The organism is Sphingomicrobium arenosum (assembly GCF_026157085.1).
GTDB classification, from domain to species: domain Bacteria; phylum Pseudomonadota; class Alphaproteobacteria; order Sphingomonadales; family Sphingomonadaceae; genus Sphingomicrobium; species Sphingomicrobium arenosum.
Map to the genome: position 1 here is coordinate 316,581 of NZ_JANPVN010000001.1, position 22,003 is coordinate 338,583.

Annotated in this window: 25 protein-coding genes; 18 read left to right on the forward strand and 7 right to left on the reverse strand. The window is 64.9% G+C overall.

All coding sequences use genetic code 11. The annotated features are described in order from the left end of the window. Positions 1–2: 2 nt before the first annotated feature. Positions 3–791 (reverse strand): phosphoribosylaminoimidazolesuccinocarboxamide synthase, encoded by a 789-nt coding sequence (purC, locus tag NUW51_RS01395; protein WP_265562046.1) that lies wholly within the window; start codon positions 789–791, stop codon positions 3–5. Between the two features lie 143 nt (positions 792–934). Between purC and NUW51_RS01400 the strand changes: the two genes are divergently transcribed. Continuing rightward, the gene (locus tag NUW51_RS01400) at positions 935–1,435 is read left to right on the forward strand and encodes a DUF2939 domain-containing protein (RefSeq protein ID WP_265562047.1); all 501 of its coding nucleotides are present in this window, start codon (positions 935–937) and stop codon (positions 1,433–1,435) included. A gap of 1 nt (position 1,436) precedes the next feature. On the opposite strand, the gene NUW51_RS01405 is transcribed toward NUW51_RS01400, so the two are convergent. Continuing rightward, a complete protein-coding gene (locus tag NUW51_RS01405) occupies positions 1,437–2,135 on the reverse strand; it encodes a hypothetical protein (protein WP_265562049.1) in 699 nt (232 codons plus the stop codon). 256 nt (positions 2,136–2,391) lie between these two features. Between NUW51_RS01405 and NUW51_RS01410 the strand changes: the two genes are divergently transcribed. From NUW51_RS01410 to NUW51_RS01445, 8 genes are all read left to right on the forward strand, one after another. Next, positions 2,392–2,676, forward strand: a complete 285-nt coding sequence (locus NUW51_RS01410; RefSeq protein ID WP_265562050.1) for a hypothetical protein — start codon at positions 2,392–2,394, stop codon at positions 2,674–2,676. Between the two features lie 253 nt (positions 2,677–2,929). Further along, entirely contained in the window at positions 2,930–4,873 is a 1,944-nt protein-coding gene (locus NUW51_RS01415) for an ATP-dependent nuclease (protein WP_265562051.1), read from the forward strand. A gap of 80 nt (positions 4,874–4,953) precedes the next feature. After that, complete coding sequence (gene parC, locus NUW51_RS01420; protein WP_265562053.1) at positions 4,954–7,212, forward strand: DNA topoisomerase IV subunit A; 2,259 nt, start codon at positions 4,954–4,956, stop codon at positions 7,210–7,212. A 106-nt stretch (positions 7,213–7,318) separates the two neighbouring features. Further along, complete coding sequence (locus NUW51_RS01425) at positions 7,319–9,094, forward strand: putative bifunctional diguanylate cyclase/phosphodiesterase (RefSeq protein WP_265562055.1); 1,776 nt, start codon at positions 7,319–7,321, stop codon at positions 9,092–9,094. Beyond that, positions 9,087–9,356: a PilZ domain-containing protein gene (locus NUW51_RS01430; RefSeq protein WP_265562057.1), complete on the forward strand. Its 270-nt coding sequence runs from the start codon at positions 9,087–9,089 to the stop codon at positions 9,354–9,356. The genes NUW51_RS01425 and NUW51_RS01430 overlap by 8 nt, the downstream gene beginning before the upstream one ends. Before the next feature lie 108 nt (positions 9,357–9,464). Next, a complete protein-coding gene (locus tag NUW51_RS01435; protein WP_265562059.1) occupies positions 9,465–9,737 on the forward strand; it encodes a PilZ domain-containing protein in 273 nt (90 codons plus the stop codon). A 68-nt stretch (positions 9,738–9,805) separates the two neighbouring features. Then, the gene (locus tag NUW51_RS01440; RefSeq protein WP_265562061.1) at positions 9,806–10,594 is read left to right on the forward strand and encodes a hypothetical protein; all 789 of its coding nucleotides are present in this window, start codon (positions 9,806–9,808) and stop codon (positions 10,592–10,594) included. Then, on the forward strand, positions 10,591–11,370 hold the full coding sequence (locus NUW51_RS01445) for a hypothetical protein (RefSeq protein WP_265562063.1): 780 nt from the start codon (positions 10,591–10,593) through the stop codon (positions 11,368–11,370). Before NUW51_RS01440 ends, NUW51_RS01445 begins: the two co-directional genes overlap by 4 nt. 75 nt (positions 11,371–11,445) lie before the next feature. On the opposite strand, the gene NUW51_RS01450 is transcribed toward NUW51_RS01445, so the two are convergent. Genes NUW51_RS01450 through NUW51_RS01460 form a run of 3 tightly spaced genes read right to left on the reverse strand, consistent with a single transcriptional unit; the run spans position 11,446 to position 13,828 of the window. After that, entirely contained in the window at positions 11,446–12,678 is a 1,233-nt protein-coding gene (locus NUW51_RS01450; RefSeq protein WP_265562065.1) for a CCA tRNA nucleotidyltransferase, read from the reverse strand. Then, a complete protein-coding gene (locus NUW51_RS01455) occupies positions 12,675–13,256 on the reverse strand; it encodes a CoA pyrophosphatase (RefSeq protein ID WP_265562067.1) in 582 nt (193 codons plus the stop codon). The genes NUW51_RS01450 and NUW51_RS01455 overlap by 4 nt, the downstream gene beginning before the upstream one ends. Next, a complete protein-coding gene (locus NUW51_RS01460; protein WP_265562069.1) occupies positions 13,253–13,828 on the reverse strand; it encodes a DUF1285 domain-containing protein in 576 nt (191 codons plus the stop codon). The genes NUW51_RS01455 and NUW51_RS01460 overlap by 4 nt, the downstream gene beginning before the upstream one ends. A gap of 65 nt (positions 13,829–13,893) precedes the next feature. On the opposite strand from NUW51_RS01460, the gene NUW51_RS01465 reads away from it, so the two are divergent. The 8 genes from NUW51_RS01465 (at position 13,894) to NUW51_RS01500 (ending at position 19,018) form a co-directional block, all read left to right on the forward strand. Next, complete coding sequence (locus tag NUW51_RS01465; protein ID WP_265562071.1) at positions 13,894–14,619, forward strand: SDR family oxidoreductase; 726 nt, start codon at positions 13,894–13,896, stop codon at positions 14,617–14,619. Next, positions 14,616–15,023, forward strand: a complete 408-nt coding sequence (locus NUW51_RS01470) for a dihydroneopterin aldolase (RefSeq protein WP_265562072.1) — start codon at positions 14,616–14,618, stop codon at positions 15,021–15,023. The genes NUW51_RS01465 and NUW51_RS01470 overlap by 4 nt, the downstream gene beginning before the upstream one ends. A gap of 218 nt (positions 15,024–15,241) precedes the next feature. After that, positions 15,242–15,901 carry an energy transducer TonB gene (locus tag NUW51_RS01475; protein WP_322597070.1) on the forward strand — a complete coding sequence of 220 codons (660 nt, stop codon included), beginning with the start codon at positions 15,242–15,244 and terminating at the stop codon, positions 15,899–15,901. A 39-nt stretch (positions 15,902–15,940) separates the two neighbouring features. Beyond that, positions 15,941–16,741 (forward strand): MotA/TolQ/ExbB proton channel family protein, encoded by an 801-nt coding sequence (locus NUW51_RS01480; protein ID WP_265562076.1) that lies wholly within the window; start codon positions 15,941–15,943, stop codon positions 16,739–16,741. Between the two features lie 122 nt (positions 16,742–16,863). Beyond that, complete coding sequence (locus NUW51_RS01485; protein WP_265562078.1) at positions 16,864–17,355, forward strand: ExbD/TolR family protein; 492 nt, start codon at positions 16,864–16,866, stop codon at positions 17,353–17,355. An 18-nt stretch (positions 17,356–17,373) separates the two neighbouring features. Continuing rightward, complete coding sequence (locus NUW51_RS01490) at positions 17,374–17,805, forward strand: ExbD/TolR family protein (RefSeq protein WP_265562080.1); 432 nt, start codon at positions 17,374–17,376, stop codon at positions 17,803–17,805. A gap of 328 nt (positions 17,806–18,133) precedes the next feature. After that, positions 18,134–18,559: an ExbD/TolR family protein gene (locus NUW51_RS01495; protein ID WP_265562082.1), complete on the forward strand. Its 426-nt coding sequence runs from the start codon at positions 18,134–18,136 to the stop codon at positions 18,557–18,559. A gap of 15 nt (positions 18,560–18,574) precedes the next feature. Then, the gene (locus NUW51_RS01500) at positions 18,575–19,018 is read left to right on the forward strand and encodes a GFA family protein (RefSeq protein WP_265562084.1); all 444 of its coding nucleotides are present in this window, start codon (positions 18,575–18,577) and stop codon (positions 19,016–19,018) included. A gap of 3 nt (positions 19,019–19,021) precedes the next feature. Here the strand turns inward: NUW51_RS01500 and NUW51_RS01505 are convergent, their stop codons facing one another. Then, the gene (locus NUW51_RS01505; RefSeq protein WP_265562087.1) at positions 19,022–20,731 is read right to left on the reverse strand and encodes a cytochrome c biogenesis protein DipZ; all 1,710 of its coding nucleotides are present in this window, start codon (positions 20,729–20,731) and stop codon (positions 19,022–19,024) included. Beyond that, positions 20,731–21,231: a peptide-methionine (R)-S-oxide reductase MsrB gene (gene msrB / locus NUW51_RS01510; RefSeq protein ID WP_265562088.1), complete on the reverse strand. Its 501-nt coding sequence runs from the start codon at positions 21,229–21,231 to the stop codon at positions 20,731–20,733. The genes NUW51_RS01505 and msrB overlap by 1 nt, the downstream gene beginning before the upstream one ends. A gap of 87 nt (positions 21,232–21,318) precedes the next feature. Between msrB and NUW51_RS01515 the strand changes: the two genes are divergently transcribed. Next, positions 21,319–21,996: a hypothetical protein gene (locus tag NUW51_RS01515; RefSeq protein ID WP_265562090.1), complete on the forward strand. Its 678-nt coding sequence runs from the start codon at positions 21,319–21,321 to the stop codon at positions 21,994–21,996. Positions 21,997–22,003: the final 7 nt, after the last annotated feature.

Genomic DNA, 22,003 nt, shown 5'->3' on the forward strand with positions numbered 1-22,003 from the left:
GACTAGTCCTTGGCTTCGCGCTTCTTCTTGGCGCTGTCGAAATCGAGCACCGCGCTCTCCTCGCCCTCTGGCTGGAGGAGGCCGAGGCGACGGGCGACTTCCTGATAGGCCTCGGCAATTTCGCCGAGGTCCTGGCGGAAGCGGTCCTTGTCCAATTTGCGGTTGGACGCGATGTCCCACAGGCGGCAGCTGTCAGGGCTGATCTCGTCGGCGAGGATGATACGGCTGTAATCGTTTTCCCAGATCCGGCCGAACTCCAATTTGAAGTCGACGAGGCGGATGCCGATGCCGGCGAACAGGCCGCACATGTAATCGTTCACGCGGATCGCCATGTCGGCGATGTCGTTCATCTCTTCCTGGCTGGCCCAGCCGAAGCAGGCGATATGCTCCTCGGTCACCATGGGATCGCCGAGCTTGTCGTCCTTGTAATAATATTCGATCACGGTGCGCGGCAGCTGGGTGCCTTCCTCGATCCCGAGGCGCTTGGTCATGGAGCCTGCCGCGACGTTGCGGACGACGACCTCGATGGGGACGATCTCGACCTGGCGGACGAGCTGTTCGCGCATGTTCAGGCGGCGGATGAAGTGGGTCGGCACGCCGATGGTGTGGAGCGAAGTGAAGATCTTCTCCGAGATGCGGTTGTTGAGCACGCCCTTGCCCGCGATCTGGCCTTTTTTCTCGGCGTTGAAGGCGGTGGCGTCATCTTTGAAATATTGGATGATCGTGCCCGGTTCGGGACCCTCGTAGAGGATCTTCGCCTTGCCTTCGTAGATCTGCCTGCGCCGTGCCATGTCGTCCCCGCATCCGGTGATTGAGACCGCGCTATAGGCGAGGGGGGCAGGCGGTTCAATCGCGGCGTTGGTCGAAGCGCGGTTGGCGCGGGCGAGGCGACGGGTTAGGGCAGGGCAAAGCTGGTTTTTACGGGGATTTTGCGATGAAGAAAGTGGTGGTGATCCTGTTGGTCGCGGCGTTGGTGGTGGGGGGCTGGTGGTATGGCTCGCCGCTGCTCACCTTGAAGGACATGCGCGATGCGGCGTTGGCGGGGGATGCGGCGGCGTTGAGCGGCCATGTCGATTATGAGGCGATGCGGGTCGATGTGCGTAGCGAAGTGCGCGAGGCGGCGACCGAGCGGCTGGAAGGCAGCGGCATTCCCGGCGGGATCGCGGGGCTGGGCGGGGCGCTCGCCGAGCGGCGGGCGGGGGCGCTGGTGGACCAGCTGGTGCGGCCCGAAACGGTCGCGGCGATGTTCGCGGCGGACGAGATGAGCGAGGGGCAGGCGCGCGCCATGGTGCCCGACCTGTCGGAGGAAGAGCTGGTGGTGACGCGGCACGGCTTTGATCGCTTTACCGCGGGCATGCCCGCGCAGCCGATCCATGCGGAATTCCGCCGCGACGGGCTGGGGTGGAAACTGGCGGGGATCGAGCGGGTCGAATAGGTCACTTTGCGGCGTCCCCCTGGGGCACGCTGTAGGACAAATCCCCCTCTGCAGGTTGAGAAAGTTGACGGTGGGTCGGGGGGTCGATCTGGCGGGCGCAATCGTTGTCCGCGTCGGCCTCCAAGGGCTCGGCATAGAGGCGCTCGACCTCGTCGACGGCGCGGCCATCGAAGAGTGCGTTTTCGGCGCCGACGAGCAGCGAGGGGGGCGGGCGCAGGCCGAGCAGGATGCGCGCGCAGGCGGTGCGATCGTCGATGGCGATATATTCGGTATAATCGGCCCAGAAAGGGAGGATGTTGCGCCAGTGATGCGCCTCGTCCTGTGGCCGGTCGTCGGCGGCGCGGGCGCGGGCATCGAGGCGGGCCAGCACGGTGGCGGCGAGGCGGTTGTCATGGTGGTGGCGGTGCACCTCGCCATTGTCGGGATCGCGAAAATAGGTGGCGGTGACGCCGAGGACGGCGCGTTCGTAGAGCGCATCGGCGAGCGGGGCCCGCGCCAGTTCGAGCGCCGCCTCCCACCCCGCCGCGAACAGCGGGTCGCGGTTGCGATGGTTATAGGCGGCGGTCGGCGACACGCCCGCTGCCCGCGCCGCCGCCGAAACGACGGCCCCTTCGGCCAAGCGATCGAGGAAAAAGGCGCGGCGAATCGGCGTGAACCCGCGCTGGGCGCGGCGGGAGGGTGCGGGGAGGGTGTCGGTCATTCGAGAACATAGACCGGAATGGGTGCTGTAGGACAGAGCGCGGCGCCGAGCGCTAGGAGAGCTGAGCGCAGCGAGCGACCTAGCGTCGAGAGACGCCGCGCCACGGCCAGCGGGGCGGCGCAGCCGAACCCGACTGACGAGGCTTCAGGCCGCCCTGAAGCCCACCGGCGCCTAACATAGATTAAACCAGTAGCTTTTCATTAACTATAACCGCGTTAAGTTCTCCCTGCCGAATCGCTGACACAGGAGCGGGCCGATGACGTTTGTCGAGGCTGGCGAGGGCTATCATCATCTATTCACCGGTTGGGTCGAGCCGCGCGGCGATGCCTTCGTGTTCGTGTGCGCGGCGACGGGCGCGATCATCGACCTCGAGGATTTCGAGCCGCAGGACGAACTGCTCGGCTGCTGGACGGTGCTCGACCGGCTGGAGCACGGGCGCTGGAGCATGATCGGCGGCCTCCACCCCGCCCCACCCGAAATGATCGCGAAGGCGGAGGCGCTGATGCGCGAGCGGCGAGTGCGGTTGAAGATGGTGGCGTAACGGAGAGGCGCCGAGCGCCAGGAGAGCGGACCGAAGCAAGCGACCTAGCGTCGAGGCAAGCCCAAAGCCCGTCCGGGGGACGGGCGACGGCTTTGCCCGCGCCACGGACGGCCTGCGCGCCCTAGCGCGACAGGATCGATGGGGTCAGGCCGCCCTTATCCCTTTTGCAACATCAGTACGACGTGACCAGATTGTAAAATCGCATCCGTTATGTAACGGAAAAGTTGCTCGGTGTGCGTTCAGGGGGAAGTTCATGCGTTTGGCTCACGCTCGTATCAAAAACTTTAGAGCAATCTCGGACATCAGTGTGGACTTTAGTGACCATACAGTATTCGTCGGAGCGAACGGGGTCGGAAAATCCTCAATTCTAAAGGCTGTTGGGAAATTTTTCGATAAATCGCCGCAAATATCTATAGAAGACTTCCATGAACGAAAGACCGACCAACCGATAGAGATTGTTCTGACTTTCGAGGATCTTTCCCCTGAGGAAGCAGAAGAATTCGGCTCGAGGGTTCACAGTGGTCGTCTTGTGGTTTCGAGAATTTTTGAAGCTGGCTCGAGGGATAATGGGCGATATTACGGTCAATCACTCCAGCATCCAGAATTAGCCGCTATTCGAGCAATCGATAATGGCACCCGACGGCGGAGCGCCTTCAATGCTCTATGCGAGCAAGCTGGACTAGAAGGCCTTGAGCGTGCAGCCAACGCGCAAGAATTGGAGCATAATGCTTCGGCTTGGGAAGCAGCAAATCCCGACCAATGCGAGTTGGTTCGGGATGACGGACAGTTTCTTGGTTTTACAAATGTCGCACGAGGCGCTCTGAATAAGTACCTGTCGTTTGTTTTTGTCCCGGCTGTGCGTGACGGTGTAAAAGATGCCACTGACAATAAGGGGTCAGTGATCGGGCAGCTAATCGAGCTAGTAGTGAAATCCGTCGTAGAAAAGCGGAAAGATATTCGTGATTGGCAGCAGAGGGCGTCAGAGGAATATAAAAATCTGGTGAGCCCCGAAAACCTGGGCGAGCTCGGAACACTCTCGGGTGAGCTTAGTCAGACACTAGGCATATTCTACGGTGATTCAAAGGTGGACCTGAACTGGAAGGACCCAGAGGACTTCCAAGTCGCACTCCCTCTTGCCGATGTTCTTCTTACTGAGGGGGGGTACACCGGGCCGCTATCCAACAAGGGGCACGGTCTGCAACGGGCTTTCATTTTCACACTTCTGCAGCACCTAGCCAAGGCTCTTTCTGCTCGAACGGAAGATGACTCCGAAGAGGACGCCGCGCCGGTTGGGCCGCACAATGTCATTTTGGCAATCGAAGAGCCCGAACTCTATCAACATCCGATAAAGCAGCGGCATGTCGCAAATGTGCTACGCAGCATTAGCGAGGGTCAAATTGAGGGAGTCATGTCGCGGACTCAAGTAATGGTCTGCTCTCATTCGCCTCATTTCGTATCAACCGAGCATTTCGACGAGGTGCGGCTCACCCGTCGATGCGAAGTCGAAGACGAAGGCGCGTCTTGCGAGGTGAAACGTTTAACCTACGGTATCGTGAATGCAGCGCTAGATGGCGCATATGCAGTTGAAGAAGGCGGCCACGATGACGCGTCTTTAAAAGCGCGTTTGCACGTTATAAACGAGGGGGTCAGCGAAGGCTTCTTTTGTGAGGCTGCGGTAGTTGTCGAAGGGGCAGGTGATCGCGCCGCACTTCTGGCTGTTGCAAAGGCGAAGAAGGTCGACCTTACGGCGATGGGAGTAGCCATTCTCCCTGTCGGTGGAAAAGGAAACATCGACAAAGCAGTCGCAATATTTTCAAGGTTCGGAATCCCAACTTATGCTGTTTTTGATTCCGACGGAGACAAAAACACGGACGACCAGCATCTAGAACAAAATAGAGCAATACAATATCTTAGTGGCGAAGAAAATCCCGTCGACGTTAGAACGTTCGTATCAGACAATTTTGCTTCTTTTGAAACGAACCTCAATAAGGTTCTAAAAAGTGAGCTGGGTCAATCATATGACGACCAAGCCGAACTGCTAGGCTTGTCGATGGGAATGAAGCCAAGCCGAGCTGTAAAAAATCCGGTAGTGTTATCTCAGATTGTTCGTAACTGTATCGATCAAGGCGGCAACTGTGAAACGGTTGGCGAAATTGTAGATCGGATCGTTGAGTTACGGTCGAAAGCAGCGACTTAGTTTCGGTATTGGGTGTCAGTTATCCTCCAGCCCCAAAACCCCATCGACACCCATAGGGCACCCAACCTAAGCTCGCTTTCATGACCACCGAATCCGTCCCCGACCAAATCATCGACGAGCCTTTCAGCTCCGCGCTGAGCGAACGCTATCTCGTCTACGCGCTCTCCACCATCACGGCGCGCTCGCTGCCCGATGTGCGCGACGGGTTGAAGCCCGTGCACCGCCGCCTCTTGTGGGCGATGCGCAAGCTGAAGCTCGATCCCGCGGGCGCCTACAAGAAGTCGGCGCGCGTGGTGGGCGATGTCATCGGTAAATATCACCCGCATGGCGATGCGTCGGTCTATGACGCGATGGTGCGATTGGCGCAGGACTTTTCGCTGCGCTATCCGCTGGTCGAGGGGCAGGGGAATTTCGGCAATATCGACGGGGATAATGCCGCTGCCTATCGCTATACCGAGGCCAAGCTGACCCGGACCGCGATGCGGCTCATGGCGGGGATCGACGAGGGCACGGTGCCGTTTCGCGCCACCTATAATGGCGAGGAGGACGAGCCCGAGGTGTTCCCGGGGCTGTTCCCCAATTTGCTCGCCAATGGCGCGGCGGGGATCGCGGTGGGGATGGCGACGAGCATCCCGCCGCACAATGTGGGCGAGCTGTGCGATGCGGCGGTGCATCTCATCGGGACGCGCGATGCGCGCGACGAGACCTTGATGAAATATGTCAAGGGGCCGGACTTTCCCACCGGCGGCGTGCTGGTCGATGACGAACAGGTGGTCCTCAAGGCCTATGTGACGGGCAGGGGCAGTTTCCGCATTCGCGCGAAGATCGGCCGCGAGGACATGAAGGGCGGGGCCTGGCAGCTGGTCGTGACCGAAATCCCTTATGGGGTGGCGAAGGGCAAGCTGATCGAGCAGATCGCGGGGCTGATCGGGGACAAGAAGCTGCCGATCCTCGCCGATGTGCGCGACGAGAGCGCGGAGGATATTCGCATTGTCTTGGAGCCGAGGAGCCGGACGGTGGATGCGGCGCTGCTCGAGGAGAGTTTGTACAAGCTGTCCGATCTGGAGAGCCGGTTTTCGCTTAATTTGAACGTGCTCGAGCATGGGCGGACGCCAGGGGTGATGAGCCTGCGCGAGGCGCTCTTGTCGTGGATCGACTTTCAATATGACGTGATGCGCAATCGGGCGCAGTGGCGGATCGGGAAGATCGAAGACCGGCTGGAGCTGGTGCGCGGCTATCTCATCGCCTTCCTCAACCTTGACAGGGTGATCGAGATCATTCGCACCGAGGACGAGCCCAAAGCGGTGATGATGGCTGAGTTCAGCCTGACCGACCGGCAGGCGGAGGCGATCCTCAACATGCGGCTCAGGAGCTTGCGCAAGCTCGAGGAGATGGAGCTGAAGGGCGAGGAGGCGAACCTCTTGGCCGAGAAGGGCGAATTGGAGGCGCTGCTGGGCGATGAGGGGTTGCAGCAGGCCAAGCTCAAGGACGAGCTTCGGGCGCTGAAGAAGGAATATAAGGACGATCCGCGCAGGACGGCGGTCGAGCCGGCGGCCGTAGCGGCGGATGTCGACTGGACGCAGATGATCGACAAGGAGCCGGTCACGGTGATCCTGTCGAAGAAGGGTTGGCTGCGGGCGATGAAGGGGCATGTCGACCTGGCCACCGTGCCCGAGATGAAGTTTCGCGAAGGCGACGAGGCGGCGTTTCATTTCCATGCGCAGACGACCGATCGCATCCTCGTGGTGGCGGAGAATGGGCGAATCTTCACCGTGGGGGCGGACAAGCTGCCCGGCGGCAGGGGATTTGGCGAGCCGCTGCGGTTGATGATCGACCTCGAAGGCGAGGTGGAGATCGTGACCGCGATGGCGCTGGATCCCAAGGCGCGGTACCTGGTGGCGGCGTCGGACGGGCGCGGTTTCGTGGCGCTGGGCGAGAATCTGAGCGCCGAGACGCGCAAGGGCAAGCAGCTGGTGAACCTTAGGAAAGGGGCCAAGGTGAAGCTGGTCAAGCCGGTACCCGAGGGCGGTGATGCCATCGCGGTGGTGGGCGAGAACAGGAAGCTCTTGGTCTTCGCCATCGAGGAATTGCCCGAACTGGGGCGCGGGGCGGGGGTGCAGTTGCAGCGCTATCGCGACGGCGGGCTTTCCGATGCGATCGGTTTCCGGCTCGAGGAGGGTCTGAGCTGGGCGATGGGCGGGGGCGCGCGCAATCGCACCGAATCCGACATGACCCCGTGGAAGGTGGCGCGGGGCGCGGCCGGACGCATGGCGCCGCAGGGCTTTCCGCAGTCGAACAGCTTCGTCCCGCCGGTGAAAAAGGACGAGGGCGAGGGGTGATCGCCTGAGGGAAGGGCCCTAATTGATCCGTTTCGGGACGGATCGGGGAAGGTTCACAAATGGCTGAATACTCCGCGTTAACCCTTCTCGTTTAAGCGGGGTCGCCATGCAGGCCATGATGCCCCTCCAACTGGCGCCTTCGTCGCCGCGCCGCGCGATGCCCGCGGCCGACAGCGAATTGCTGCGCGCGCTGCCCATCGCGGCGGCAGTCGTCAGCCTGGACGGCGAGGGCGAGATGGCGCTCGATGCGTGGAACGCGCGCTTCATCGAGACGATTACCGGGGGGCAGAAGCACCTCGATGCGCGCCCGATCATCCGGGCGGCGGCGGCAGGACCGCTCGGTACCTTCATCAAGACGTATCTCAACGATCCGGCCAATGCGCCGAGCGAGACCGAGCGGCAGGACGGCTCGGGCGTCCATATGCGCTATTTCCGATTGAAGCTGGCGCCGCTGGCGGCGAGCGAGGGGGCGCGCTCGCGCTGCCTCCTCAGCCTCGTCGAGGAGACGCAGCAACGGCGCGCACAAGAGCATCTCAAGACGCAGATGTTGCAATGCTCGCTCACCGGCCTGCCCAACCGGCTCGCCTTTACCGATGCGATCGAGGCGGTGGCGGGCGACGAGGCGCGGGCCGAGGGCTATGCGATCCTGCTGGTCGACCTCTTGCGCTTTTCGCGAATCAACCAGTCGATGGGCTCGGTGGTGGGCGATGAGCTACTGATCAGCGTGGCGAGCCGCCTCGTCGGGGGCTTGCGCGACGGCGACATGCTGGCGCGGGTGGGCGGCAATGAATTCGGCATCCTCTATTCGGTCAAGGGCGGGGCGAGCGATGCGCTCGCCGCCGCCCAGCGCATCGCGCGGCTGATCGAGGAACCCTTCACTTTGTCGGACCTCGATATTCGCGTCGACGGCGCGATCGGGATCGCGCTCCTGCATCACGGCGAGGACGGCGAAGAGCTGTTCCGCAACGCGCAATTCGCGATCAAGCAGGCCAAGGCGGCGGGCACGCCGACCATCTACGAGCCCGAGCAAGCGGTGGCGGCGCGGCGGCGTTTCTCGATCGAGACCGAATTGCGCCGCGCGCTGGAACGCGACGAATTGGACCTGGCCTATCAGCCGCTGATCGAGCTGAAGACGGGCCGCGTCACCGGCTTCGAGGCGCTGGCGCGCTGGACCCATGAGGATCGCGGCGAGATCGGACCGGCCGAATTCATCCCGGTGGCCGAGGAAAGCGGGCTGATCCTCGAACTCGGGCGCTGGGCGATGGACAAGGCGGCGCGCACGCTGGCGAGTTGGGACAATGCCGAGGGGCAGGCGCTGCCGATCAACCTGTCGGTCAACCTGTCGGCGATTCAGGTGGCGCGCGACAATGTCTCCGAGATGGTCGGATCGACGCTGAAGACGCATCAGATCGGCGGCGAGCGGCTGACCATCGAACTGACCGAAAGCGCGATCGTCCAGGATCCGGGCCGCGCGACGCGCGTGTTCGAGCAGATCAAGAGCCTCGATGCCAATCTGGCGATGGACGATTTCGGCACCGGCTATTCGAGCCTCGCCTATCTCCAGCGGCTGCCGATCGACCTGCTCAAGATCGACCAGCGCTTCATCAAGGGCATGTTGTCCGATGACGACAGTATCGCCATCGTTCGCGCCATCCTCGGCCTTGCCGATGCGCTCGGCATGAAGACGACCGCCGAGGGGATCGAGAGCGGCGATCTGGCCGAGACGCTGACCGGATTGGGTTGTGTCCACGGCCAGGGCTTCCATTTCTCCAAGGCGGTCGACGCCAAGCGCGCGCTGGCCTATTGGCGGGCGCGCGAGGAAAAGGCGCTGCGCGAGGGCAAGATCGACGCCAGCCCCGTCATGCGGGTGCGCCATGGCTGAGCGCGATCCCGATTTCTCGCGCGCGGTGCGCATCGACCTGTCCCAGCGCGGCGTGCTGACCGACTGCGACGGCGGCAGGGTCGCCGTGATCGTGCGCGACCTGTCGAAGGACGGCTGCAAGCTCGACACCGACGGATCGCTCGAAATGGGCGAAGCCGTCAGCCTGCAGGTCGGCAAGGGCCCCGCGATCCCGGCGGTCGTGGCATGGACGCGCGACCTCGAGGTCGGCTTGCAATTCAGCGCCGCCTCCGCCATCGGCTGAGGCACGGTCGTTTCGGCGGCGAAAAAAATTGATCCAGTTTAGTTTACGAGTTGCGTCATGAGAGAGAATTTGGCACTTTCCTCGAATAGTGCTCGGGGGAATGAAGACATGCGGCGCAAGCCCGGTGAGATCAAGCGCGCCAAGCGCATCGAGGTAAACCACGAAGGCATCCTCGTCGCCAGCGACGGCGTCGAGAGCAAGGTCACGGTGATCGACCTGTCGGCCGAGGGCTGCCGGTTGAAGACCGATGGTTCGGCGATGATCGGCGAGGAAGTGCGGCTACGCGTCGGGCGCTCGGGCGATTATCCCGCGCAGGTGCGCTGGGCGCTGGGCGAAGAAGCGGGCTTGCGCTTCACGGGTCCCGCCGAACCGCCCGCCTAAGGCGCGGCAAAAAGGCTTTTCTTCATCGCTAAAATCGCGCAGCCTTCCGGCACCAACCGGGGGCTGTCTTGTTTCGACCGAGATTTCGCAGGCTGCGCGCGCGCGAATGGCGCTCGATCCGCCATTGGGGGATCGAGCTGGCGGTGGTCGTCGTCGGCGTGCTGCTGGCGCTATGGGCGGCGGAGTGGGCCGAGGGGCGGCGCGAACGGGCGGCCTTCGCCGCGCTAAGGGAGGCGATCGATGACGAGGCGCGAGGCAATCTCGTCGATCTCGTCAAGCGCCATGGCCAATCGCAATGCTTGATCGCCAAGATCGACGATATTCGTGGGCGGCTGCTCGATCGTGACACGACCTGGGCGGGGATCGAGGGGGATGCGACCTTTTCCTCTATCGCGGAAGCGCAGCGGGTGCCGAGCTTCATGAGCACCTTCGGCGTCGAGATCGAGCGCAGCGCCTTCGATGCGGCGCTTGAGGGCGGCATCGCGCGCTACCTCTCGGCGCAGGAGATGGAAGATCATCGCCAGCTTTATACGTGGTTCGGCCAATATCAGGAGCATTTCGAGGCCACCGAGGCGGGCAAGAGGGTGTTGGCGGGGCTGACCACCGACCTGCCGCTCGACGATACGATGCGCGTGGAGGCCCTGCGCGCGCTCAAGGACATCGACACGGGGGTGATGGTGATCGCGCGCTATGAGGATGTGGCGGACAAGATGCTCGAGCTGGGCATTGGCAATGTCGACTGGGTGACGCAGGCGCTGGATCCCGAGGAGCTGAGGCGGGACCTGGTGCGCTCGGGAACGGTGCGGCCCTGCTTCAAGCTGCCGCCAAATCCGTTGTTGGAAGGGGAGGCGCAATGATGCGGCTGCGACGGCTTCGTCCGCGCGAGATGCGCTCGATCCGGCATTGGGCGATCGAGCTGGCGGTGGTCGTGGTCGGCGTGTTGCTGGCGCTAGGGGCGGCGGAGTGGGCCGAGGGGCGGCGTGAGGCGGCGCGGCAGGCCGAGGCGCTGGAGGAGGTCGATGCGGCGATCGATAACGCGCTGTTGTTTCATGCCCATTATCAGGCGACCAAACCTTGCATCCTCGCCGAACGCGATCGCATTCTCGAGCAGCTTCGCGCGCCAGGAACGGCATGGCAGGGGATCGCTGCGTCGAATAGCCGGCAGGGGCTGAGCTCGCAACTGGCGTTCGACTATCCGTTCCTGCCGATGACCGCCCAATTCCGGATTGATGCGTGGGACCGGGCGCGCGCGGTGGGGGCGTTCGAGACGATGGATCGAGACAGAGCCGACCAATATGCCCTGGCCGAATATTCGCTCGACATTGCATCGCGGCAGGCCGACATTCTTGCCCAGACGCTCGCGACCTTTGCGCCCTTGTCGGTGGATCGCACCCTGACCGCGGACCAGCGGCTGGCGATGGAACAGGCGCTGGCGCAAGCCGACCTGTCGCTGGAATTCGTCGAGGTCCTCGGCATCAGCCTGCGGCAGGCGTTGCGCGAGATCGACTGGGTGATGGGCGAGAACCTTCGTCGCGCCAACGAACGGGCGATCGAGACCCGTAGGGGGCAGTTCGGCGCGTGCATCGTCGATGTCGACCCCTTCCCGCCATCCGAGAAGACACTCGGTCGATGATCCGGTTGCGCCGCCCGAGGCCACTGCGCCCGCGCTAGCTGGCGATCACTGTCGCCGGGTCGAATGGCGCGGGGGTCAGGCCTCGCTGTCGGCGCGCGCGCAAGCGAGATGGCGGTCGACGATGGTGTCGAAACGCGCATCGTCGGCGAAGTCGTTGTCGATCCATTCGTTTTCGATCGCGCGAAGCGTGCGGGCGACGAGGGGGCCGGGTTCGAGCCCCATGCGGATGAGGTCGCCGCCCTTCACCGGTAATTGGGGCACGTCCCAGCGCTCGACATAGCGGACGGCGTCGGCGCGGCTCTTGCCCGAGGGGCTTTCCCACCAGGGGGTGAGGGCGAGGCGGTCGATGGCGTAGAGCGGGCCGAGACGATAGGCGAGTTCGCGCGCGCTGCCCTTGGCGGGGATGGCGGCCGAGGAGAGGCGGTCGCGCTGTTCCTTGGAAAGCTTCAGGCGGCTGGCGACATCGCGGGCGACGTCGGGTTCGCGCGGCAGCAGCGCGGCGAGGCGACGGATGGGGCGGCACTTGCGGCCCGCTTCGGCCTCGAAGAGTTGGAGCTGTTTCAAGCGCTCGACACCGGCGGCGGTGATCTCGGGGAGGACGGGGGCGAAGATGCCGTGCGCTTCCATCACCTCGACGGTGGGGTGCGGATCGGGCAGCGCGAGGAGCTTCAAGAGCTCGTCGGCGATGCGTTCGCGCGAGAGGGACTTCAAGGTGTTGGCCTGTTCGGCGCAGGCGGCGAGGCCCGCCGCATCGGGCGCGCCGTCGGAGAAGCGGGCGTGGAAGCGGAAGAAGCGCAGGATTCGCAGGTGATCCTCGGCGATGCGTTCCAAGGGGTCGCCGATGAAGGCGACGCGGCGCGCCTCAAGGTCGGCAAGGCCGCCGTGATAGTCGAACAGCTCGCCCGTGGTCGGATCGGCATAGAGCGCGTTGATGGTGAAGTCGCGGCGGCGTGAATCCTCTTCCCAATCGGTGGTGAAGGCGACCTCGGCGCGGCGGCCGTCGGTGTCGACGTCGGCGCGCAGCGTGGTGACCTCGACGACGGTGCCCTGGCTGACGGCGGTGATGGTGCCGTGATCGATGCCGGTGGGGATCGCCTTGATGCCGGCGTCCTCGAGATAGCCGATGACGCGCGGCGGTTCGTAAATGGTGGCGACGTCGAGATCGGAGACGGGGGCGCCGAGCAGGTGATCGCGCACCGCGCCGCCGACGAAGCGCACCGCGCCCTCGTCGGCCTTCAGCGCGGCGAGCAGTTCGGGCACGCCGGGACGGGCGAGGAAGGGGGCGGGGTCGAAGGTATTGGTCGTCATGATGAGAGGCGGCGCGTCAAGTTGACGATCATCGCCGCGGTGGCTCCCCAGATGTCATAGTCCTGATAGTCAATGCGCCAGTAACGCCTTTTGCGCCCGCGCCAAGTTAATTCTTCCTCGCGCTGGCGGGCGGGGTCGAGGAGGAGGTCCATCGGCACTTCGAACAGCTCGTCGACCTCGGCGGGGTTGGGGGCGAGCGGGAGGTCCGGGGGCAGGATGCCGACCAGCGGGGTGACGACATAGCCGGTGCCGGTGACATATTGTTCGAAGCGGCCGACGAGGCGGACGTCGGCGGGGGCGAGGGCGATTTCCTCCTGCGCCTCGCGCAGCGCGGCGGCCTCGGCGTCCTCGCCCGGATCGAGGCGTCCGCCGGGAAAGCTGACCTGTCCGGCATGGGTGCGCATGGCGGCGTTGCGGCGGGTCAGCAGGATGCCGGGGGCATGGGGGCGGTCGACGACGGGGACGAGGACGGCGGCAGGGCGCGCGTCGGGCCATTCGTGCGGATCGAGGTCGGCCTCCAGCAGGCTGCCGGGATCGGGGCGGGCGAGAGCGGCGACGAGGCGGTCGTGAAGGTTCATGCAAAGGCGAAGAAGGCGCCATCCGACCACAGGCCGGGCGGGTCGGCGTCTTCCGCCAGCGCGAGGTCGGCGAGTTCGTAATAGACGGGGCGAGCGAGTTCGGCCTCGAGACCCCTGTCGAGCGGGCCGCGGACGTGGAGGCGGGGGCTGGGGCCTTGGGGGGTGTCGACCATGCGGATCGGATGGTCGGGACCGGCGATGAGATGATCGCCGGTGTCGAGGCGGAAGGCGAGGCGGCGGTCGCGGCCGGCGCCTTCGCTCTTGACCTCGAGCGCGCGGAAGGGGGTGCGCTCGACGAGGATCGAGAGTTTTTCCACGGGGGTGACGAGGACGTGGCTGCCGTCGGGTTCGCGGCGCAGGACGGTGGAGAAGAGGCGGACCATGGCAGGGCGCGTGATGGGGCTGCCCTGGTGCAGCCAACGGCCGTCGGCGGTGATGACCATCTCGCTGTCGCCGCAATGGTCGGGGTTCCATTGCTCGACCGGGGGCGAGCCGCCCGACGCCTCGATACTGGCAGCGAGCGCCGACAGGCTGGAGTTTGTAAAGTCGGCGGGCGGGCGGGTGTCGGGCATGGCCGCGATGTAGGCATGAGGGCGGCGCTTGCCTAGGGCAGGCGGGGCGGCTAGCGCAGGCGGTGATGACCCGCACCGCTCTCGTCACCGGCGCGCGCCACCGCATCGGCGCCGCCATCGCCGCGCATTTGCGCGGGCGCGGCTGGCGCGTATTCGCGCATGTGCGGCGCGAGGACGATGCGGTGCCGGACGGGTGCGAGCGCGTGGTCGGCGATCTTGCCAAGGCGGACGCAGGCGAGCGCTTGTTCGCGCAGGTCGAGGGGCCGTGCGACCTCCTCGTCAACAATGCCTCGGCCTTCGAGCATGACGATCTTCACGCGCCCGATGCGGCGATGTTCGAGCGGTTGATGGCGGTCAATGCGCGTGCGCCGCTCTTGCTGACCAGCGCTTTCGCGGCGCGGCAGGGGAGCGGGGGCGACCGGCAGATCGTCAACATCCTCGATGCCAAGCTGGCCGCGCCCAACCCCGATCATGCGAGCTATACCTTGTCGAAGGCGGCACTCATGGGGCTGACGCAGATGGCGGCGCGCGCGCTGGGGACCAGCGGCATCAGAGTGAACGGGATCGCCCCGGCGCTGATGCTGCCCTCGGGCGCGCAGGACAAAGGCGATTTTGCCGCGGTGCACGACCTCAATCCGCTGGGGCGCGGGGTCGAACCCGCGCACCTATTGGGCGCGCTCGATGCGCTGACCGACAATCCGGTGGTCACCGGACAAATCATGTGGCTCGACGCGGGGCAGCGCTTTTTGGCGCTGCCGCGCGACGTGGCTTTCCTGGGAGACGAGAATTGAGTGATGTCATCGAGGGGCTGGCGGTCCATGCCCCCAAGAGCCTGCGGCTGTTTCTCGATTCGCTCGAGGTGATGGCCGATATCGGCTTTCACGATTTCGAGGTCGGGACGCCGCAGCGGCTGTTCGTCTCGGTCGAGGTGTGGGTGGCGATCGACCGCCTGCCGCGCGAGGACGAGGAGGTCCATGCGTGGAATTACGACCGGCTGCGGACCACCGTGGTCGAGCTGGCGGCGGCGCGGCGCTACAACCTCCAGGAAATTTTCGTGCAGGCGATTTTCGACCGCATTGCATCCATGGCCGGGGTCGATGCGTTGAGAGTGCGTTCGGTCAAACCCGATATCTATCCGGACGCTGAAGGAGTTGGCGTGGAAGTGTCGAGTTTCGGTGGAACGTGGCCTGAGTGAGACGACTCGATGCCACTGCCGTGTCGGCTGAGGAACAATATCCTTGCCGGGCCGGTAGGGGGGCGATAGAGAAGCGCGCTGTTGTCGATGATACTTTAGTACACGACAGCGCCGAATCAGAGGGTCAGGCGTCAGTCGTCGGCCCGGTCCGTGGCCTCCCCCGTCACGGATGAACCGAGGAGACGAGCGACTTAATGTCCTACGCAAGCAGACGAGAAATGGGCTCGGGCAATAAGACGGGGACGATCGTTATCGTCGCCCTGATCCACGTTGCCCTGGGCTATGCGCTGGTCAGCGGGCTGGCCTTGCGCGTCGTTGAAAAGACGGTGGAGGATCTCAAGACCTTCGACGTCGAGAACGAACCGCCGCCCCCGCCCGAAGAGCCGCCGCCCCCGCCGCCGGAGCAGCCCCAGGTGCAGACTCCGCCGCCGGTCGTGGCCCCGCCGCCGATCGTGCGCACCAATCCGCAGCCGCCGCCCGTGACCACGGTGCGCGTGGCGCCCCCGCCGCAGGTGACGACGGTCGCCCCGGTGACCCCGCCGACCCCGCCGACGCCGCCGGCCCCGCCGCCGCCGCGCATCGAGCCGGCGTCCGCGCGTGGTGACGTTCGCACGCTCTTCTCGGCGGATGACTATCCGAGCCGCGCGCTGCGCAACGAGGAAGAGGGTTCGGCCCGGGCCCGCCTGACGATCGGTACCAACGGCCGTGTCGAGGGTTGCCAGATCGTCCAGTCGACCGGCTCCTCGAGCCTCGACGATGCGACCTGCAAGGTGCTCACGCGCCGCGCCCGCTTCACGCCGGCGACCGACAGCACTGGGGCCAAGGTCGTGGACACCTACACCACACCGACCATCCAGTGGCGGATCCAGACGCGCTAACGCTCAGTTTAAACGACTTTATCATAGGAACATCGACCCATGACCATTGAACTTCTTATGGCCGCTGCGGCGGGCGAAAACCCCTACGGCCTCCAGGCCGCCCTCAAGGAAGGCGGCCCGATCGCCATCGGCACCTTCGCGGTGCTGGTGATCATGTCGGTGGGGACCTTCTACATCCTCTTCACCAAGTTCATGCAGCAGCAGAAGATCATCAAGCAGGGCAATGCCGTGCGTGCGGCCTTCTGGAATGCGGGCAGCCTCAAGGGCGGCGCCGACAAGCTCGACCCGAAGAGCGCCTATCGCGCCATCGTCGAGGACGCCCTCGTCGCGCAGGAACAGCATGGCAAGCTGACCGACCCGGTCGACCAGCATGAGTGGATGCACGGTTCGCTCGAGCGGTCGAAGACCTCGATCGGTAACCGTCTCGGCGAAGGCCTCGCCTTCCTCGCGACCGTCGGTTCGACCGCGCCGTTCGTCGGCCTGTTCGGTACCGTCGTCGGCATCTATCGCGCTCTCGTGAAGATCGGCGCCTCGGGCCAGGCCGACATCTCGACCGTTGCCGGTCCCGTCGGTGAAGCGCTCATCATGACCGCCGTCGGCCTGATCGTCGCGGTTCCCGCGGTGCTCGCCTACAACTGGCTGATCCGTCGCAACAAGGGCATCATGGAAGATCTTTCGGCCTTCACGACCGACGTCCATGGCTATCTCATGAGCGGCGGCAAGGTGAAGCCGGTCATGGCCACCGGCACCACCGCCGCGACCAAGCCGGCCCCCTCGGCCCCGCCGAAGCCGGGTGTCCAGGCTGGTGGCGCGCCGGTCAAGCCGACCGTCCGCAGCTAAGCTGCCCGTGGAGCCGGGGCGCGGCCTTCGCGTCCGCCCCGGCCTCCCGCCTCGCTTTCCGCCGCGCCATCGCGGCGTGACAGGGGCGAGGCCGCATTGACGAAGTAGAAGGATAAACGCCCATGGGCATGAATGTTGGGATGGAGCAGTCGGACGAAGACATTCCGATGTCCGACATCAACACGACGCCGCTCGTCGACGTCATGTTGGTTCTCCTCATCATCTTCCTCATCACCGTCCCGGTGGTGCTCGAGACCGTCCCGGTGCAGCTGCCCGAGGTCCAGTACGAGCCCAACGAGACCAAGCCGACCAACGTCAACCTGTCGGTCAAGGGCGGTCCCGGTGGCACCTGCGAGGTCTATTGGGACGTGACGCCGGTCAGCAGCGAGGAACTGCTCGATCGCGCGGTGACGCGTCTCGAAGAAGCGATCGATGCCGCTGGCGGCGTCGACAACATCACCGACGAGACGATGCCCGAAGCGCATATCCGCGGTGACGTCGATACGCCCTACAAGTGCATCGGCGGCGCGATTTTCACCATGCAGCGCGCCGGTTTCGCGCGGGTCGGCTTCATCTCCGAACCGCCTCCCGGTACCGCCGTCCGCCGCCTCTAGAATAAGGAGCCAATCGCCATGGCAATGTCCTCCACGGGTGCCGACGACGATTCCCCGATGATGGACATCAACACGACGCCGCTTATCGACGTCATGCTGGTGCTCCTCATCATGTTCATCATCACCATCCCGGTGCAGACGCACGCGGTGAAGCTCGACCTGCCGCAGGATGACGGCAGCTCGAACCCGCCGCCGGTCGACCCGATCAAGAACAAGATCGTCGTCACCGAAGCGGGTGAAGTGCTGTGGAACGGCAGCCCGGTCAACCTGGTCCAGCTGCGCCAGTTCCTCGACATCTCGCAGCAGCTGCCGGTGACCCCGGAACTGCATCTCCAGCCCGAGCCCAATGCGCGCTACGTGCTGGTCGACGAAGTGCTCGCCGTCACCAAGCGGGCCAATGTCGAGAAAATGGGTTTCGTGGGTAACGAAGCCTATGTGAGCGAGTTCTAGGCGAACCCGCCTCACGGCAAGACAGCGAAGGGGCGGCCTGCGGGTCGCCCCTTTTCTTTTGGCTTGCGTCAGTGAGGGTATAACGTATCATTGATAGTGATTTGGAGTCTCGGTGTCGAACTGGGGGCGGGTTTCCGTTCCTGGACCTCGGGTCGAGGGTTCGGACAGCGCCTCGAGACAGCGGTTCGATGCTGCGGCTCGATGTAGCGGCTCAAGGCGGCAGTTCGGGGCAACGGCTCGAGCCGAGGGCTTTTGGCTCCGAGGCTGCGTTCTGGATTGCGGTCTTTGGACTGCGGTGTGCGGTGAGGTGACGAGAAGGAGAGGCGTGATGGCGATGGGAAACATGAAGGAACGGGATGCCGGCGTGATGGTCGAGATGAACACGACCCCGCTGATCGACGTGATGCTGGTGCTGCTCATCATGTTCATCATCACCATTCCCGTACAGGGGCATGCCGTGAAGCTCGACCTGCCGGGCGATCCGCCCGTCGATACGCGGTTGGAGCCGCTGGTGAACAAGCTCGTCGTGACTGCCGATGATCGGCTGTTGTGGAATGGCGAGGCCGTGGAGCGGGGCGAGTTGCGGACGCTGTTCGACCTCAGCCTCGCGCTCCCGAGCGAACCCGAACTCCACCTCCAGCCCGAGGCGGAGGCGCGCTATGCGCTGGTCGACGAGGTGCTCGCCGACGCGGGGCGTGCCGGGGTGACCAGGCTCGGCTTCGTCGGTAATGAAGGCCATGCGAACAGTTTTTGACGGGAAGGGGCGAGGATGAGTGATCCGAAGGGGGAGACGCTTCACGGCCATTGCCTGTGCGGCGCGGTGACGATCGAGGCGCGGCCGAACAATGAGCATCTCGACGCCTGTCACTGCGACATGTGCCGCCGCTGGGGCGGGATCGCCTATGTCGGCGTGAATTGCGCCGCCGACACGCGGTTCGGCGGCGAGGAACATCTTCGCCGTTACCGCTCGTCCGACTGGGCCGAGCGGGGTTTCTGCGGGCAGTGCGGCAGCCACCTCTTCTATCGCTTCCTGCCAACTGGCAGCTACGGCATGCCTGCCGGGTTGTTCGACGAGATCGGCGGGCGGGTGCTGGCCGAGGAAATCTTCATCGACGAAAAGCCCGATTATTATGCCTTTGCCGGGGAGCGGCCACGCAAGACGGGCGCGCAGGCCATCGCCGAGGCCAAGGCGGCGGGGTTCGACCTTCCCTGACCCTCAACCGAAGGTGAAGGCGTAGGCGGCGACGGGGGCGTCGAGGAAGCGGATTTCGAGCGTGCGCCGGGCGGCGCCGCCGTCCTGGCGGACGAGCTGGTAGAGGCGTTCCTCGGTGATGGTGCCATAGCCCTGCGCATCCACGTCCACGCCGGCATCATCGCCCGGCGCCTTGCCATCGAGCAGGAGGCGGAAGCGGCGGGGCTGGCCATCGTCGCTGCCGAGGACGAGGTTGAGGTCGCGCGCGGCGAAGTTGATGACGAGGCCGGCATCCGCGGCGGCGGTGACGGCGCGGCGCTTTTCGACCGTCCAGGCGCCGCCGAACGCCCATTGGTCGGGGTCCAATGAGCCGGGGAAGCGGTAGCGGCGGCGGCCGTCGCGCTCGAACGCCGGATTGGCGTTATTGTCCATGCGCTTCCAGCCGAGATAGGTTTCGGGGGTGCGTTTCGCGGCGACGGCCTGCATTTCCTGCGCGGCGAAGTCGGGACCATCGGCGCGCGCCCCGAGATCGGCCTTGCCGGTTTCGGCCAGCAGCATGCGAATGGCGGCTTCGGTCTTGTCGTAATTGCCTTCGCCGAAATGATGGTAGCGGATGCGGCCCTCGGCATCGACGAGATAATGGGCGGGCCAGTAGCGATTGTCGAAGGCCTTCCAGATCGACCAGTCGTTGTCGAGCGCGACCGGGTAGGTGATGCGCGCGTCGGCGACGGCGCGCTCGACATTGGCGCGCTTGCGCTCGAAGGCGAATTCGGGGGTATGGACGCCGATGACGACGAGGCCGTCATCGGCATAGCGTTCGTACCAGGAGCGGACGTAGGGCACGGCGCGGATGCAGTTGATGCAGCTGTAGGTCCAAAAATCGACAAGGACGACCTTGCCCTCGAGGTCGGCGGCGGTGAGCGGTTCGCTGTTGATCCAGCCGGTCGGGCCGGGAAGGCCGGGGAAGGCGCCTTCGTCGGGAAGCGGGCCGGTGAGGTCGGTGGTGAGCTCGGGCGCGTCCATGCCGAGCAGGCGTGCGAGGCGGTTCTCGAGGCTGAAGGTCTGGGCCGAGGAGAGGTTGGCGAGAAGGCGGGTGTCGAGGCCGAGCGCGATGGCGCCGACGCCGAGCAGGATGAGGAGGCCGAGCGCCTTCCTGACCGCTTCGCCCGCGCCGAGCCCGCGCTTCATGGCGGCGAAGACGCGCCCGCCGACGAGGAGCGCGAGCGCGAGGCTGGTGGCGGCGCCTGCGGCATAAGCGAAGAGGAGGAGCGCGGTCTGGCCGCTGGCGCCCGACAAGGCGGCACCGGTGAGGATGAGGCCGAGGATGGGGCCCGCACAGGGCGCCCACAGGAGGCCGGTGGCGACGCCCAGCGCGAGGCTGGAGAGAAGCGTGCCGCGGCCTTCGTGGTGCTGGCTGAGCCGTTCGCCGAGGCGCACCAGCGGTCGAGTGACGGGGGCGGCGAGGCGGGGGACGAGGAGCATCAGCGCGAACAGGCTCATGACGCCAAGCGCGATCCAGCGACCCGCGCTGTTGGCAGCACCCGCCCATTCGCCCGCAAAGGCGGTCAGTGTGGCTACGAGGGCGAAAGTGGCGGCCATGCCGAGGAGCATGGGCAGGCCGTTCGACAGGAAGGGCTTGTCGGCGCGCGCGAAGACGAAGGGGAGGACGGGCAGGATGCAGGGGCTGAGGATGGTCAGCACGCCGCCCAGATAGGCGAGGAGGAGGATGAGCATCAGGCGGGTTTGAACCGGAGCGCGAGGCCGTTGATGCAATGACGCTTGCCCAAAGGCGGCGGGCCGTCGTCGAAGACATGGCCGAGATGGCCGCCGCAGCGCGCGCAATGTTCCTCGGTGCGGATCATGCCGAGCGAGGTGTCGCGGGTGTAGCCGATGCGGCCCGTGGCGATGGGTTTGGTGAAGGCGGGCCAGCCGGTGCCGCTCTCATATTTCGCCGCCGAGGAGAAGAGGGGCTGGGCGCAGCCGGCGCACTGGTAGGTGCCGGCGCGCTTTTCTTCGTTGAGGGGGCTGGAAAAGCGCGGCTCGGTGCCCGCCTCGCGCAGGATGCGATAGCGGCTCGGGCCGAGCTGGCGGCGCCACTCTGCGTCGGATTTGGTCACGGGGAAGGCCGAGCGGTCGATGCGCGGGCCGCCTTGTGCGAGCGCATAAGCCGCACCCGCACAGCCGATCGCGGCAGTACCGAGCAGCGCGCGGCGGGTGATGATGCGATCGGTCATGGGCGGCGGTCTCCTCTGGTCCTTCCCCCTTTCAATCGCACGAAAGCCATGAAAGGTTACAGATGGGCATAAGACAGGGGTGATCCCATGGACTTCTACAAGCTCGTCAAATCGCTCGACGATCTCGTGTTCGAGATCCTGTCGTGGCTGTATTTCTATCCCCGCACGCTCCTGCGCACGTTGTTCAGGCCCTTCGCACTGATGCGCGACACCGAGGCGCAGATGGAGGAGGATGACGAGCCTGCCTTTGGCGATCGCATCGGGCCGCCCTTGTTCCTCGCGCTGACGCTGGGGCTCATCCACGTCGTGGAGATGGGGATGGGGATCGAGGCGGCGGAGGATTTCCACAACGAGGCGATCCGCGAACTGATGAGCGATGATCGCAATCTGCTGGCGCTGCGCATCATCCTGTTCGGCGGGCTACCGCTGTTGGCGGCCGCGCGGCAGTTGAAGGCGCAGGATCGCACGCTGTCGAAGTCGATGCTGAAAGCGCCCTTTTACGCGCAATGCTATGCGGCGGCCGGCTATGCGGTGCTGTTCAACGCGGCCTATTTCAGCGGCCACGCCTTCATGGATACGCATCAGGAAATGGCGGCGGGGCTACTGTTCGGGGGCCTGCTGGTGGCGGCGGTGTGGATCGGCTGGGTCGAGGCGCGCTGGTTCCACCGGGTACTGGGGGTGGGGCGCTGGAAGGCTTTTCGCCATGCGCTCGTACTGCTGGTGCAGTGGTTCGCGCTGTTCGTGCTGCTGACGCTGCCCTTCTAAAACGACA